We start from the raw sequence: 14,694 nt of genomic DNA on the forward strand, positions 1-14,694 counted from the left end.
TTATATACTTAATCAATTAATAATTTACTAAACAAAAAAAGCCACCGAGCAAGTCGGTGGTTTTTTTATTGGTATTCGCAACCACTATTGTTGAAGCGTTTTGGTTTCATGTATCGGCTCAGCAGGGTTATATTGCTCAGAAGAAGGCACTGCGACGCTCCGATTGTTTTCTTTCATCGATTTGGCCACCTCTGGCGGCATATAGTTTTCATCATGCTTGGCCAATACTTCACCAGCCACAAAGATGTCGCCTTGCATCTTACCGGTAGCGACGACACCTGAGTTTTCAGCAAATAAATCTGGCAAAATACCTTGATAGGTCACAGGTACGGTCGATTGAAAATCCGTGATGGCAAACTCAACGTTCAATGGATTGTCTTCGGCGCGTTGAACACTACCCGCGACTACCATACCACCAGCACGAATACGCTTGTCTTGCGGTGCCTCACCTTGCGCAATCGCGGTAGCATCAAAGTAGTAATCAGTCTGTTGCCCAATAGCATAAATAACCAACACCACGGCTATCGCTGCCCCTGCAAGCGTAAACATAACCCACATCAGTTTTTTGCGACGAACTGCGTTCATACCACTACCTCATTGATGAGTCGCTGTTTTGTAGAATATAGACAGTCTATAAAACAGAAAATATTAAAGAAACTACCATTAGAAAAACGTTCTAAAAATGTCTTTCTAATCGTACTCTTCTAATGGCTATATGGTAGCATTTTTCGCATAAATCAATAAGCCCCTAGCAACTGACGGGGTCATATCTTTACAATTGAGAGATCATAATTTTGTGAGCTAAAGTTATGATATTAAAATATTTTTTACATCGGTTGCTTAGTTTTAGAATTAGGAGTTTTAGCCGTACGCTGTGCTTGCCGCGCTTGCTGAATAGTCAGCTGCTTGATTAAAGCCTGTCGTTGCCTGCGACTATAAATAACAAAAGCCAGCATCATGCCAACGGTAATGGCCCAGCACGACCAGACAAAAACACCATGCTTACCCATGGCGAGAAACTCAGATACGCTATAAAAGTAAGGCTGCATAATATTTTCCTAGCCGTTATTTGTTTTGACGACAGTCATTGCCGTCATTTGGCTTGCCCGCGAATATACTCTTTGACCCACGCTTTGCCTTGATCACGATACAAGATAAGCGTATTGGTACGATAAATCGCTAACGTCGCGACCAATAAATAACTACCGACAATCATTAGTAATAATGGCATCCACATATCTGCAGACATTTTGGGCGCGGCGGTTAGAGTAAAGGTCGAGCCTTGATGCAAGGTGTTCCACCACTGTACCGAATACTTAATAATAGGCAAGTTTACTGCGCCAACAATAGACAAAATAGCGGCAGCTTTACCACGATTGGCAGTATGCTCAAACGCGGCAAACAGGGCCATGATGCCCGCATACAAAAATGCCAAAATGAGCATAGAGGTCAAACGCGCATCCCAAACCCAGTAAGTGCCCCACGTCGGTTTTGCCCAAATAGAACCCGTAATCAAGCTAATCACACAGAGCAAAAATCCTAGCGGAGCAAGCGCCTGCGCCACAAGACTAGCCGTCTTAATTTTCCAAACCAAAAAAATGACCCCGAGCACTGCTAAGGCAAAATAGATAGAAATGGCAATGCTGGCAGCGGGTACGTGAATAAAGATAATGCGATAGCTATTACCTTGTAGGTAATCAGGCGGCGCAAAAGCGAGGCCCCAGACGCTACCGATCACAAGACAAATAGTGGCTAATATTGCCAGCCACTTGACCCAAGGCGAAAAAATGCGAAAAAACTGCTTGGTACCCACAGTGGTCAAAAAGCCCTGCCAGATGCGCTGCCACAGGCTAGGAGATGAGATGTTATTCAGGTTGGGCATGGGAATAAACCTATTGGCACAGCGTATTGGTTGTAACCGATATAGCGCATCATGGGCGCGACTACCTGTCAACCTGCCGGCGTTAAACACTGGATAGAATCTACGAGTGATTGTTTACTTAGTTAGCTGGCTATTATAGCAAAGTTGCCAGTTTTCAACATGCTGTTAATACATTGGGTTTAAACGACTGGGTGTTGATAGTACAGAAAGTCTACTGTTTAATTGAGCCATGACATTTTTAAGGTCATCGCAATCACCCATGGCATCACCAACACTGAAATAATACTACCTGCCAATAATAATGCCAGTATCGGTAAGCCATTAAGACCAGTGGCAAATAAATCCACTGCTCCTGTGGCAAAAATCAACACCGGCAATTGCATTGGTAAGGCGATCAAAGGCACTAGCACTGCACCATTCTTCAATGACAGCGTCAAACTACTTGCCACTGCTGACAGCATCAAGAGCATTGGACTGCCGGTCAAAATAGACGCCATCAATATCCACGCCTCAAACCAGCTAAGCTGAAACAAAGGCACGGCAAGTAAACTAAGCGCTGCCACAATGCCACTACTAAAAATCCAATGGATGACTAGGCGGATGAGCACCCATAACGGCAGCGACGCTTTGGCAACAACCAATTGCGCCAGTGTGCCATTATCAAGAGCGGGCTTAAATAAGCCATCAACACCCATTACTAGTGACAATAGAGCAGCAATCCACACCGCTGAGACCCCAAGACGCTGTAACAGCGCAGGTTCGCTACCAACGGCTAGCGGAAACAAGGTGATAATCACTAAAAACAGTACCAAAGGGTACAACCATTGTACCGCTCCTTGCTGCTTCACGTGCCACTCGCGCCGCCATAACTGCCTAAAGCTGATAGCGCGCGCAGGTGATACGCTAACGTTTGAGCTTGTATTAACCTTGTCTACTGGCTCGTCTATTTCTATCATTTATTCGCTCTTCCACGGATGACTGGCACACTTATACTACTTATCACACTTATGCTAACAACATTCAAACCATATAGTCGGACAAATCGAGCACTTGATTGGCGACGCCGACAGCCTGATGACTGGTCATCAATATGCCACCACCAGCCGTGGCAAAATCGCGCAACCTGTCTTCCATCCGTGCCACCATATCGACATCAAGGGCGGTAAAAGGCTCATCGAGTAACCATAACGGGGTCACGTCCGGCGTCAATAAATATAACCTTGCCAGGGTGATACGGCGCGTTTGCCCAGCCGATAAATGGCTTGAGCTAATCGTCTCAAAGCCTTGCAGTCCGACCCAAGCTAAGGCGTCATCGATATCAGCAACACTTGGGCTGATGCCGTATAAATTCAACAGAAAGGTGAGGTTTTGTGCGACCGTCAGATTTGGATGGATACCCAACTGATGCGACACATACAAAGGCTGAATAGGTAAACTTGCAGATCCTTGATAATACACTTCACCGCTCAGCACCGGCAACAATCCAGCCAGCTGCATCAGTAGCGTCGTTTTGCCTGTGCCATTAGCACCAATCAAGTGACAAATACTGCCCGCAGGTAAATCGAGCGCAACGCCTTCACATAGAGGGATTTCACCGCGCTGAACGGTCAGCTCATCAAGCGTAAGTAAGGCGGTAGTCAGAGCTGTCATTCAAACCTCGTATTATTTATCAAGCGGCAGTCAATATTCATCACCAACAAATATCATGTTCGTGGCATAATACTTTATGCTTACCCCAACCACACAGTATAACAAATTGTCGATAACTATGACCTCAAAACCTATGCAGACTTCAAAAGATAGCCAACATTTAGATACGCCAGCGCTAACAATAGACAGCTTAATCGAGGCACAAGTTGCCTTTATGCAGCAATGGTTACGCACGCAAGCAGAACCACTGAGCATAGAGGCTTGGCAGTGGTTTGCTGCCCAGCCATTGAATAAATATGTCAGCGCCGATGATTTGCAACATCTGATCAACGACTGGCTCCTGAACCAACCGATGACGGATGTGATACGTAAAGATATTCGCGATATCTTGCATACGATTATTTATCATCCGGTCAATGACAATGTGCCGTTGTCTGAGCTGGTAGATGACACTCAAGTGCAGACCTTAGCCGATTATGTGGGTAGCCATGAGCAGCAGCGTAATGTTTTGATTCATACGCTAGTCGGCAACGAGACTTTTGCAGATTTGCTGACGCAAACGCTCTATCACGCGATCAACGACTTTATGGAAACCACGCTAGATAAAGCAGGCGCTGCTGGTAAACTGATGAAATTTGGGCGCAGCTCTTTTGAAAAGGCGACCAATAGAAACCTTGATGAAAAACTGCAAACGTATTTGCACCGTAATATTAAAGACTTAGCACGTCGTGCAGAAGCCAATGCCCAAGAGCACTTATCAAATGACGAAGTCGCTCGGTTGCTAGTAAGCGGTTGGGCAAGAATCAAAGATCAGCCCATTAGCCAACTGCAAAATTATTTAACTGATGAGCCTGGCAATAGTAGTATCGATCATATTGAAGCCAGTATTCAACAGAGCTACAACCGTCTGCGTATGTCGCCTTATCTGCACAGCCTCGTGTCAGCCAGTATCGATACGTGGTATGCCAACCATTATGGCGATAGCATGGCAACGGTGGCCGCGAGTTTATATATAGATGAGCAAGCCATGACGCAATTTAGTAGTGCCCTACTGCCCATCGTATACGATGCGCTTGAAAGTCCGTGGTTGGCAGCGCATATAGGTGAGATGTTGCAAGCATTTTATGCGCAGCCCACTATCAAAGAGGGTTTGGTGTTTAATAATAACTAACTGACTGTTTTTGCTTATCGGCCATTTTTCAATATCATCCATTTATATGTCAACACAATACCTATGAGTCAACGTAATAAACTCAGCTTGTGGCAAAAACTCAAACGGCTACTGACTGCTTCAGCACCGCAGTCTATTATCCATGGCGCAAAAATGCCAACACAGGCAGCAGCGGCTGACGATGATATTGATCTTGATATGATGCAGGCAGGAATCTCGAGCGCCAATACTCGTAATAGCGATGAGGCAAATACGGCTGACTCTACTGGCAGTTTGACCAGTCACCGTGATAATAATCATGATAGCGAGCGCTCGCAAGCTCAAGCGAATTTGCAAGCATCGCAGCAAGAAACCAATGAAACGTCCATCGTCGACTGTCTAAAACAGTACTTTAGTAATAATCAGTGGCAATATACCTATTATCGACCCAGAAGCAGTGACAGTCAGCAATCGCATCACTTATCCTTAAGAATGCGGCATAAACAACTGAACTGTGGCTACCTATTTCGGGTGCAAGAGAAAAACAAGCTGCTAGCGGTCTATGGAATTTTGCCATTTTTGATACCAGAGAGTCATCAAAGTGCAGCGATGTTACTGATTACTCAAATCAATTATGACATGCTGATTGGCAATCTAGAAATGGATATCAACGATGGCGAGATACGCTACAAGCATGCCATCGATGTCGAAACTATTGGTATTAATGACGAAATCATCGAGCATTTACTACAAAGTGTCATTGCCATGACCACGGTAGCGAATGAGCTGTTTAGTGATTTACTCAATAACCAATATCCCGCTGAAGATATGCAAACGTTATTAACAGAGCTGCGTCAACAATCCGACTCACGCACCTTCTTTTTGCCGACTCAGTTTGTCCAATAAAGATGCTTAAGTTAAAAAATAGTTTATTTAAGAAAATCTCTTAACTTACAAAAGCCCTTTAATTTAGAAAGTCTATTAACTTAAAAAAGCCTTTTAACTTAAAGAGTTTAGCAAAATATAAATCAGTCATTCGTCTATTTTCTACCCCTTTATCACGCTTAATAAAAAACCTTCTAAAAACACCTTATCACCTCTTAAATACCGACACACTTAAACATTATGCTAAAAATTGCTTACTCCGACGTCTTTCGTTATTCCGTACCTGACAAGCATCGTTTTCCCATGCAAAAATATACGATGATTCCTGAGCGCTTATTGGCTGAAGGCACTATCAGTACCGATAATTTCTTTGCGCCTGCGCGATTAAGCGAAGAGGAGATTTTGACCACTCATACGGCAGACTATTGGTATAAGCTTAAAACCCAAACCTTACCGCGCAAGGAAGCACGCCCTATCGGCTTTGAGATGACTGAAGCTTTAGTCGATCGTGGTCGTCATATTGCCCATGCGACTTATGAATGTGCGCTTTATGCTCAGCAATATGGCGTGGCGATGAATGTCGCCGGCGGTACGCACCATGCATTTGCCGATCATGGCGAGGGCTTTTGCGTGTTTAATGATGTTTGTATCGCGAGTAATTTATTATTAAATCGTGGACAGGCGCAAAAGATTTTGGTGGTCGATTTAGACGTCCATCAGGGCAATGGCAATGCTAGTATTATGGCAAATGAGCCACGGGTTTTTGTGTTTAGTATGCATGGCGCCAAGAACTATCCATTTCGCAAAGAACTATCTGACCTAGATATTGAACTTGCCAACGATACTGGTGATGCTGAGTATTTACAGATATTAGAGGACACGCTACCGCGCTTAATTAGCGACGTTGCACCAGATATGATCTTTTATCAGTCTGCGGTCGATGTACTGGCGACCGATAAACTGGGTAAGCTTGGATTGACACAAGCTGGTTGCAAGGCGCGTGATGAATATGTGTTACGTCAAGCAAAAGCCGCCAACATCCCCGTTGCCATCGTCATGGGTGGTGGCTATTCAGAAGATATTGAAGATGTGGTTGAAGCGCACTGTAATACTTTTCGAGTGGCGCAGCAGCTTTATTTTGGTAAGGCGGTTTAAATAGTGACTTTGTCGCATATCGATGCTTAAGACAAAATGAAAAAACGTCAGAAAGTTAGCGAGGTTTTATATGGCAAAAATATTGATTGGTATAGGCACTGTGTTCATTGTTATCGGAATCATTTGGCTGGTGTTTCCCAGTGCGTTTTCGTGGATAGGCAACATGCCAGGAGATATTAAACACAAATCAGGCAATACACGCGTGTATTTTCCGGTCGTTACCATGATAGTAATTAGCATCGTCGCTACCATCTTACTGAATTTGTTTAATCGTTAAATCACCAGCGCAAATATGAGTGACGACATGCCAAGCATACCTTTGACCTAAAATCTAAAACTTAACTAACACCGCAAACTGCTTAGATTGATAAAAATGCCGTAACTCCTTGCCAACCCACGCGCAGCCCAAGTACGGTCAAAATTAATAAAATAAGCTGACGAAAGCGTGCTTGCGGTAAGTAACGACGCAGGCGGATACCGACTAAAAGCGCGACAATAGATAAAACACTCAGCAAAGTAATCAGCTGCCATTCACCACTACTCAGCGCCATAATAGGCTCACGCAATACAATGATTTGGGCAATTTTTCCTAAGAAATAGCACATGTTGCCGACTTTGGCGACGGTGTTTTTATCATCGCTGGCAGACAGTAAATACATCATCAATATGGTCGACATTGCATTGGTCGCGCCGCCAATGATACCAGCACTCAGTCCAACGATAATCAGCACAGGCTTGGTAGCAGGTAGCCGAATTTGCTTACCGAGTAGCGCACTGATCACATAAAAGCCAATGACAGCCGCCAATACCAATAAAATATAAGCGCTATCGACCCATAGCAAGAGCTTCGCGCCCAAAATACTACCGAGCAGGCTAGTTAAAGCGAGCAGCCAATAACGCCTGCCGTAATAGATAAAGTTTTGCCAAATAGTGCGACCACCACCCGCCAGCCAAGTCATTGCATTAAGCAATAATGACGGGAATATCACCAATACAATGGCGTGTGGCAACGGATAGATGCTGGCAAGCGCAGTGGTGGTCACCAAGGTCACACCCAGACCGCTAATCCCGTGCAGCAATGATGCCAGCGCAAAAATCACAATCAGCAATAACGTCTGGGTGCTATCGCTATCTATCATATTTGCCATCAGTATTTAGTGTCTAATAGCGACATTAGCGAAAGCATAACTAGGGCGTGTCTTGTGCATTGTGACGCTGCCAGATAGCTTTACCAATAATACTGGCCAACTGCTCAGCTATTTTATCTTTGCTTGCTTTCTCTAGCGTTACTGCTTCATTCTTATAGCGCTCAGAGAAAAACACTTGCATCGCATTGTCATCACTGGCAAAACCAATATCTGCACGCGACACGTCATTACAAGCAATCAAATCTAGATCTTTAGATATCAGTTTACCGCGAGCATAGCGCTCGACATCTTGCGTTTCTGCCGCAAAGCCGACGACAAATAGCGCTGGATGGGCAAGCGAAATGGTTGCTAAAATATCAGGATTTTTGACCAAGCTCAGCGTCATGGCATCTTGGGTTTTTTTAATCTTTTGCGGGGCAGCCTCTTCAGTACGATAATCAGCAACCGCCGCCGTCGAAATAAAGACATCTGCGACTCTCACGCTATCATTGGTAACCATGGCATCAACATCGTGCTCATCGCCGCAATCACAGTCACCGTGGTGATGAGCATGATGATCTTCGTGTGAGTGTTCGTGTGAATGATCATGCTCATCTTCAGAGATATACTGTAGCGCACTATGCGTACCTTCCACACATTGCTGTGCGACAATCAGCATCTCTTGCGCGGACAACACATCAATACGGGTGACATTAAGCGGTGTGGACAGTACTACTTTACCACCCGCAATCAAAACCACGTCTGCACCAGCGGCCACGCAAGCACGCGCTAAAGCAAAACCCATTTTACCGGTAGAGTGATTGGACAAATAGCGTACCGGATCAATCGCTTCGACAGTTGGTCCAGCAGTAATCACCACTCTTTTACCTGCCAATAATTGCGGCGTGGTTTGCATGGCATTAAATAACAACACCTCAGCCAATAACTGCTCAGGTTCGGGCAATCGCCCTGCCCCCACATCACCGCAGGCTTGTTCACCACTGGCGGGCTGTATAATTTGGTAATTCATATCACTTAAGGTTTGGACGTTAAGATTCACCGCTGGATGCGCCCACATTTGCTGGTTCATCGCTGGAGCAATAATGACTGGTGCCGTCGTTGCTAGGCACACGGTCGTCAACAGATCATCTGCCATGCCCATTGCCAGACGCGCCAGTGTATTGGCAGACGCTGGCGCAATGACGATTAAGTCCGCCCATTTGGCCAATTCAATATGACCCATCCCCGCCTCGGCTTGCTCATCCAGCAAAGAGGTATGCACCTCATTACCTGTCAAAGCCTGCAGCGTCAGCGGTGTGATAAAGGCCTGTGCGCCTGTGGTCATAATGACACGCACATCAAAGCCTGCCTTGATGAGCAGACGGGCAAAGATAGCGGATTTATAAGCGGCGATACCGCCGGTGATAGCGAGCACAATATTGGACATAAGCGTGGCATCAATAAAAAAGTTGAAAGATAAAATTGCGCTTATAGTAACAATTATGAGATAAGTTGGGTAAGGTTTTCCGCATTTATATCATATATCTAGCATTCATCCCCCATTAAGGAGTGACAATGGCGATTAAAGACTGGCATGAAGATGATCGACCTCGAGAAAAACTGCTGAAATTTGGCGCCGCTCACTTAACGGATGCTGAAATATTAGCGATATTCTTACGCACTGGCACCCAGTCGCAGTCGGCAATCGAGCTGGCGCGTCATTTGATCGATGAGTTCGGTAGTCTTGCCGAGCTATTGGCAGCGCCGGCACAGACCGTGCTTGCTTGTCATGGTATCGGTCCTGCCAAGTACGCACAGATACTGGCGTCGCTTGAGATGGGTACGCGTTATTTAGACAGTAAGCTAAAGACAGGGCAAGCGCTTGGGCGCTCACAAGTCGTCAAGGACTATATCAGCACCCAATTGCGCGGTGAGCATCGTGAAGTCTTTGCCGTCCTTTGCTTAGACAATGCGCTAAATCTGCTAAACTTTGAAATACTGTTTACTGGTGGCATCTCGTCGTGCTCGGTCTGTATCAAGCACGTACTCCGTCACGCGTTGAGTCACGCTGCTGGTCAATTAATCGTCGCGCACAATCATCCGCATACTGATGCGACTCCTTCAACGGCAGATAACCTATTGACCTACGAGCTAAAAAAAGCCTGTGATTTGATAGATTTATCCTTGGTAGACCACATCATCGTTGGACGTAATGAAACATTATCTTATGCCGAAAGCTGCTTAGCGCCCTTCGGTTAGTCGAAAATATAATTAGTTCTATAGTCGGTTCAAGATAATTCAGGTACAAAAAAGGCGAGTAAAGATTTATAGGCCATCATTCAAGCGAGATTAACACCGTAATGCTTTGAGAATGGAGCTCCAGTTGTGTTAAACCAATTATAGCGCTGGTTTATTGACGATATATCTAGGGCGTGTCCTCATTTTAAAAATGGTCATAAAAATGAGATAAATTGCCCTCAAACGAGGAAAATAGCGCAAATAATATCGGGATATTAATCAGCAATTTGACGATGTTTGGCAAAATTTAGCCATTTTTAGCCCATGTAGATACAATCGCTTGAATTGAGGACACGCCCTAGTAGTTGATACATATTATCGACACAGAATAGCATTTTCGCTATTGATAGTTATCATTAACTATTTCATATTGGTAGCTAACTTTCGCTCAGTTATTTATATTTTGATTCATTAGTTTTTGTAGAGCATCAAACGTATATTTCTAATGGTCAGCAATGCTTGTTTTATCCTACTTTTTTTTGACTCAAGAACAGTGCTTTGAGTCGAAATGATGTTGTGATAGACGTTTATAAGTTTGTTTACCAATAGGTTTTTAGTTTTTAATAGCATGGTTATATAATTAATGACATTGTTTGTTTTAAAAGGGTTTTGATTTCCCGTTAATTGATTTAAACCCCTGATCTTAAATAAGATGCTTTCTCAATATAATTTTTTTCTGAGTTTTACCCCATTTTCCAGTTAGGTTTTACCAAGGAGACAGTCATGGCAGTTGGCTTATTTATTTTGGCAGTAATCATACAGTTAGCCACGGTTTTGGCCATATTTTTGCTGTCTTTATCGCGCGTCACTGGTAGTATAGTCGCCATTATTGCTGTGGTCGTGACCGCTATTATCAGTCCATGGTCGCTCATTTTGGGCATACCGATATTGCTATTGTGTCTGGTGCTGCTTGTCGCGCCTCTGCGTCAGTCACTGCTGACCAAGCCTGTTTACAAGGCACTTGCGGGTGCCATGCCTAGCATGAGTGATACGGAACGTGAAGCCCTAGATGCTGGTACTAGCTGGTGGGAAAAAGAGCTGTTTATGGGTGCACCGAACTGGGATACCTTTGCCAATTATCCCTATCCACAGCTCTCTGCAGAAGAACAAAGCTTTATCGATAATGAGGTAGAGACGCTGTGCGCCATGATTGATGAATGGAAAATCCATCATGATGATAAAGAGCTGTCTCCTAAAGCATGGAAATTCATTAAAGAAAACGGTTTCTTAGGATTAATCATTCCGAAAGAGTACGGAGGTCTTGAATTTACCTCTTATGCACAAAGTCGGGTGATGAGTAAAATCGCCTCACGTTCGCCGACCGCTGCTGTGACCTGTATGGTCCCGAACTCGCTCGGCCCTGGTGAGCTGCTCATGCATTATGGTACGGATGCGCAAAAACAGCGTTGGTTACCCGGTTTAGCCAAAGGCGAAGAAGTGCCTTGTTTTGGTCTGACTGGCCCCGAAGCAGGTTCTGATGCTGGCGCGATTCCTGATACTGGTGTGGTGTGCTACGGAACTCACGAAGGCAAGCAAATGCTTGGTTTGCGCATGAATTTTTCTAAGCGTTGGATTACCTTGGCCCCTATCGCTACCGTGGTTGGCTTGGCCTTCAAAATGCACGATCCTGAAGGTTTGCTTGGTGACCCCAATAAGACCGATTATGGCATTACTTGTGCGTTGGTTCCTGCCAGCCACGAAGGGGTCATCACAGGACCTCGTCATAACCCCATCGGCTCGCCATTTATGAATGGTACTGTCGATGGTACAGACGTCTTTATCCCGTTGGATTACATCATCGGTGGCGTTGAAAACGCTGGACGCGGTTGGCGCATGCTGATGGAATGTTTGGGTGTGGGCCGCGGTATCTCCTTACCAGCGTTATCTACCTCAGCCAGTGAGATGACTTATCTGTCTGTTGGCGCGTTTGCCAAGGTTCGTGAACAGTTCAAAATCTCAGTCGGTAAATTTGAAGGCGTGCAAGACGCTACGAGTCGTATGGCCAGTAATACTTATATGCTAGAAGCCTTTCGCCACTTAGTTACCTGTGGTCTTAACCAAGGTGGTACGCCATCAGTAATGACTGCAATGGCAAAATACTATGCGACAGAAACCATGCGTAGTGTGGTCAATGATGGTATGGATGTCGTTGGTGGGCGTGCTGTGCAGATGGGTCCACGTAACTTTTTGGCCATTCCTTATCAGTCCATTCCGGTATCTATTACCGTAGAAGGCGCGAACATATTGACGCGTTCATTGATGATATTTGGTCAAGGGGCTATGCGTTGTCACCCGTATCTATTTGACGAATTACAACTTCTACAGAGCGAAGACAAAGAATCGGCGCTCAAAGAATTTGATACGTTGTTCTTTAAACATTTAGGCTATACCTTTAACCGCGGGGCAAAAGCCTTTATCGCAGGTTATGTCGGTGGTAGCAACGATGCGCCAAGCTTTGTCGATGACTTTACTCGCCCTTATTACAAACATATCAACCGCTTAAGTGCCAGCTTTGCCTTAACAGCAGATATGGCATTAGGATTATTGGCAGGTGACTTGAAGCGCAAAGAGATGCTCTCTGGCCGTTTGGCAGATATTCATGGTCATTTATTCATTGCGACGGCTATCTTGCAGTTTTATGAGCATGGCAGCAAATCAGAAGCCGAACGTTTACATGCCGAGGTCGCGCTACAGAATAGCCTCTATACCATTCAAGAAGCCTTTGTTTCTTTCTTTGCCAACTTCCCGAATCGTATGGCGGCTGGTGTTGTGAGCTTTGTGACATTCCCAAGTGGTCGTATCTTTACCCCAGCGAGCGATGAGTTAAAAACCAAACTGGGTGATGTCTTTATGGATGATCATGAAGCCAACCCGTTCCGTGATTACCTCAAAACCATGGTCTATTATAATACCTTACCTGATGATGTCAGCGGTCGTATGGAGCACGCTTATCAGACGCTACTTGAAGTCGAACCATTGTGGCAGAAGTTCAAAAAAGCGGAGCATAAAGACAGCTTCGAAGGCTTGACGTTCGAAGATCATGTGGTCAATGCTAGTCAAAGCGGTGATATCACTGAAGAAGAAGCGGAGCAACTGATTAGATATAATGGTCTACGCTTCGATTCATTATTGACAGATGTGTTCGATGAGCATCTTGAGGTAGCACAAGAGCGTGAAAACCCTCATAGCTTAGAAAATGCTGTGCACAAGCTGACTGATTATGCGCAACTAAAAAATGATGCCCAAGCAAGAAATGGCACAGCGACCAATAATACGGTTGCAGCGGCGGATACTCAAGAGCAAACGGGCGATGCCAATCCTGATCACGGCTATGAAAGTGATGGCGATGTAAAAATGGTAGATGAGCAAAATACTGTCGAAGAAATACGCGGGCAAGCGGATTTTGATGAGTCTAATCCAGAGGCAGAAGCGCTAGATCCTCGTTATCGTGACGCCGAGTCGACTCTGAATCAGCGTATGAGCTACAATCATAGCCTTGATAAAGCAGACTCTGATTTGCCTAATCATTCAGACTTAACCTCGACCAAGACAATAGCCGAAAGAGCCGAGGAAGCCAAGGACAGTAAATGGCAAGATGGTCTCCGTCGTGATGAAAACGATAAAGCTTAAATGGTAATCAAAGAGGCTTATGTTTAAAGGGGCTTATGTTTAAAAAGACTAAGGTTGAAAGAAATTAGGGTCTGTTGAACGTCACTTAAAAATACTGACAAGCAACTATTTATAATCAATATGACTTATACCTACTAATCTCACTTAACCTTGAACGTTAAATTGCTATTTAAATCAACCATATCACTTAAAAAAGCGAGACCGTCTACTTCAGACGGTCTCGCTTTTTTCACCTCAAATAATTACCGATTATATTCATAAAAACCCATACAAATCTTCTCAATTTTACGTCTTTTTGAGCACGAAAGAATAAATGAAACGGAAAAAATCGCTAATGTCACGTTATTTAAATCATAAAAAAATCTTGCAGTACCCTTAACAATTATTTTATATTGTCAAAAAGTCTGACACTAAGTAACAAATTAATATAGACGTAACAATATCAGACGTTGAGACAACAATCATAAATGTATTGATTTATTGCCGTACTGACTACTGAGCGTTGCATATAAAAGGATAGAGGTTATGTGGAAAAATATGGGACTAACGGGCAAGATTATTGTTGCCATGATACTCGGTATCGTACTGGGTTTATTTATAAACTATTCAGGGCTAAACGCTGAAGGCAGTTTTGTTAATACGTACATTACCAATGGCTTCCTTGCCATTATCGGTAAACTGTTCGTGAACTCGCTCAAAATGTTGGTTGTACCTTTGGTGTTAATCTCACTGATTTGCGGAGTTTGCGGGATTGGTGACATCCGTTTGCTGGGTCGTATTGGTACCAAAACCTTTATGATCTATATGATGACGACAGCATTAGCCATTGCGACAGCCATTGGGGAGTTTCCTAAAAACTGTGTAACTGCTTATAATCCACTAACTGGAGAATAAGCAATGACTACTCAATCTGACAT

Annotated in this window: 14 protein-coding genes; 7 read left to right on the forward strand and 7 right to left on the reverse strand. The window is 44.4% G+C overall.

What is annotated here, in order from left to right; translation table 11 throughout:
* Positions 1–84: 84 nt before the first annotated feature.
* The 5 genes from ccmE to ccmA form a co-directional block, all read right to left on the reverse strand.
* A complete protein-coding gene (gene ccmE, locus AAEY79_RS12625; protein ID WP_025652321.1) occupies positions 85–585 on the reverse strand; it encodes a cytochrome c maturation protein CcmE in 501 nt (166 codons plus the stop codon).
* 242 nt (positions 586–827) lie between these two features.
* Positions 828–1,049, reverse strand: coding sequence for a heme exporter protein CcmD (ccmD, locus tag AAEY79_RS12630; RefSeq protein WP_025652320.1), 222 nt, complete (start codon positions 1,047–1,049; stop codon positions 828–830).
* 44 nt (positions 1,050–1,093) lie between these two features.
* Entirely contained in the window at positions 1,094–1,882 is a 789-nt protein-coding gene (gene ccmC / locus AAEY79_RS12635; protein WP_201577031.1) for a heme ABC transporter permease CcmC, read from the reverse strand.
* A 218-nt stretch (positions 1,883–2,100) separates the two neighbouring features.
* The gene (locus AAEY79_RS12640) at positions 2,101–2,838 is read right to left on the reverse strand and encodes a heme exporter protein CcmB (protein ID WP_227523265.1); all 738 of its coding nucleotides are present in this window, start codon (positions 2,836–2,838) and stop codon (positions 2,101–2,103) included.
* A gap of 64 nt (positions 2,839–2,902) precedes the next feature.
* Entirely contained in the window at positions 2,903–3,532 is a 630-nt protein-coding gene (gene ccmA, locus AAEY79_RS12645) for a heme ABC exporter ATP-binding protein CcmA (RefSeq protein WP_352288601.1), read from the reverse strand.
* A 133-nt stretch (positions 3,533–3,665) separates the two neighbouring features.
* On the opposite strand from ccmA, the gene AAEY79_RS12650 reads away from it, so the two are divergent.
* The 4 genes from AAEY79_RS12650 (at position 3,666) to AAEY79_RS12665 (ending at position 6,999) form a co-directional block, all read left to right on the forward strand.
* The gene (locus AAEY79_RS12650) at positions 3,666–4,703 is read left to right on the forward strand and encodes a hypothetical protein (RefSeq protein WP_352288604.1); all 1,038 of its coding nucleotides are present in this window, start codon (positions 3,666–3,668) and stop codon (positions 4,701–4,703) included.
* Positions 4,704–4,766: 63 nt separating this feature from the next.
* Entirely contained in the window at positions 4,767–5,588 is an 822-nt protein-coding gene (locus AAEY79_RS12655; protein WP_201577037.1) for a YbjN domain-containing protein, read from the forward strand.
* A 219-nt stretch (positions 5,589–5,807) separates the two neighbouring features.
* A complete protein-coding gene (locus AAEY79_RS12660) occupies positions 5,808–6,722 on the forward strand; it encodes a histone deacetylase (protein ID WP_201577040.1) in 915 nt (304 codons plus the stop codon).
* Positions 6,723–6,792: 70 nt separating this feature from the next.
* Positions 6,793–6,999 carry a DUF2905 domain-containing protein gene (locus AAEY79_RS12665; protein ID WP_025652313.1) on the forward strand — a complete coding sequence of 69 codons (207 nt, stop codon included), beginning with the start codon at positions 6,793–6,795 and terminating at the stop codon, positions 6,997–6,999.
* A gap of 82 nt (positions 7,000–7,081) precedes the next feature.
* On the opposite strand, the gene AAEY79_RS12670 is transcribed toward AAEY79_RS12665, so the two are convergent.
* The gene (locus tag AAEY79_RS12670; protein ID WP_101212235.1) at positions 7,082–7,870 is read right to left on the reverse strand and encodes a sulfite exporter TauE/SafE family protein; all 789 of its coding nucleotides are present in this window, start codon (positions 7,868–7,870) and stop codon (positions 7,082–7,084) included.
* Between the two features lie 40 nt (positions 7,871–7,910).
* Positions 7,911–9,296 (reverse strand): bifunctional phosphopantothenoylcysteine decarboxylase/phosphopantothenate--cysteine ligase CoaBC, encoded by a 1,386-nt coding sequence (coaBC, locus tag AAEY79_RS12675; protein WP_352288608.1) that lies wholly within the window; start codon positions 9,294–9,296, stop codon positions 7,911–7,913.
* Positions 9,297–9,424: 128 nt separating this feature from the next.
* Here coaBC and radC point away from each other — a divergent pair, with 128 nt between their 5' ends.
* The 3 genes from radC (at position 9,425) to AAEY79_RS12690 (ending at position 14,671) form a co-directional block, all read left to right on the forward strand.
* Positions 9,425–10,108: a DNA repair protein RadC gene (gene radC, locus AAEY79_RS12680; protein WP_025652310.1), complete on the forward strand. Its 684-nt coding sequence runs from the start codon at positions 9,425–9,427 to the stop codon at positions 10,106–10,108.
* A 762-nt stretch (positions 10,109–10,870) separates the two neighbouring features.
* Positions 10,871–13,777 (forward strand): acyl-CoA dehydrogenase, encoded by a 2,907-nt coding sequence (locus AAEY79_RS12685; RefSeq protein ID WP_350587914.1) that lies wholly within the window; start codon positions 10,871–10,873, stop codon positions 13,775–13,777.
* A 525-nt stretch (positions 13,778–14,302) separates the two neighbouring features.
* Positions 14,303–14,671, forward strand: coding sequence for a cation:dicarboxylate symporter family transporter (locus AAEY79_RS12690; RefSeq protein ID WP_352288611.1), 369 nt, complete (start codon positions 14,303–14,305; stop codon positions 14,669–14,671).
* Positions 14,672–14,694: the final 23 nt, after the last annotated feature.

It is taken from the genome of Psychrobacter sp. GW64-MNA-CIBAN-0177 (assembly GCF_040309585.1).
GTDB lineage: Bacteria > Pseudomonadota > Gammaproteobacteria > Pseudomonadales > Moraxellaceae > Psychrobacter > Psychrobacter okhotskensis.

Coding starts and splice junctions, on each gene's coding strand:
- AAEY79_RS12650 (WP_352288604.1), top strand. CDS start 3,666: ATGCAGACTTCAAAAGATAGCCAACATTTAGATACGCCAGCGCTAACA.
- AAEY79_RS12655 (WP_201577037.1), top strand. CDS start 4,767: ATGAGTCAACGTAATAAACTCAGCTTGTGGCAAAAACTCAAACGGCTA.
- AAEY79_RS12690 (WP_352288611.1), top strand. CDS start 14,303: ATGTGGAAAAATATGGGACTAACGGGCAAGATTATTGTTGCCATGATA.
- ccmA (WP_352288601.1), bottom strand. CDS start 3,532: ATGACAGCTCTGACTACCGCCTTACTTACGCTTGATGAGCTGACCGTT.
- AAEY79_RS12660 (WP_201577040.1), top strand. CDS start 5,808: ATGCTAAAAATTGCTTACTCCGACGTCTTTCGTTATTCCGTACCTGAC.
- ccmE (WP_025652321.1), bottom strand. CDS start 585: ATGAACGCAGTTCGTCGCAAAAAACTGATGTGGGTTATGTTTACGCTT.
- AAEY79_RS12640 (WP_227523265.1), bottom strand. CDS start 2,838: ATGATAGAAATAGACGAGCCAGTAGACAAGGTTAATACAAGCTCAAAC.
- radC (WP_025652310.1), top strand. CDS start 9,425: ATGGCGATTAAAGACTGGCATGAAGATGATCGACCTCGAGAAAAACTG.
- ccmC (WP_201577031.1), bottom strand. CDS start 1,882: ATGCCCAACCTGAATAACATCTCATCTCCTAGCCTGTGGCAGCGCATC.
- coaBC (WP_352288608.1), bottom strand. CDS start 9,296: ATGTCCAATATTGTGCTCGCTATCACCGGCGGTATCGCCGCTTATAAA.
- AAEY79_RS12665 (WP_025652313.1), top strand. CDS start 6,793: ATGGCAAAAATATTGATTGGTATAGGCACTGTGTTCATTGTTATCGGA.
- AAEY79_RS12670 (WP_101212235.1), bottom strand. CDS start 7,870: ATGGCAAATATGATAGATAGCGATAGCACCCAGACGTTATTGCTGATT.
- AAEY79_RS12685 (WP_350587914.1), top strand. CDS start 10,871: ATGGCAGTTGGCTTATTTATTTTGGCAGTAATCATACAGTTAGCCACG.
- ccmD (WP_025652320.1), bottom strand. CDS start 1,049: ATGCAGCCTTACTTTTATAGCGTATCTGAGTTTCTCGCCATGGGTAAG.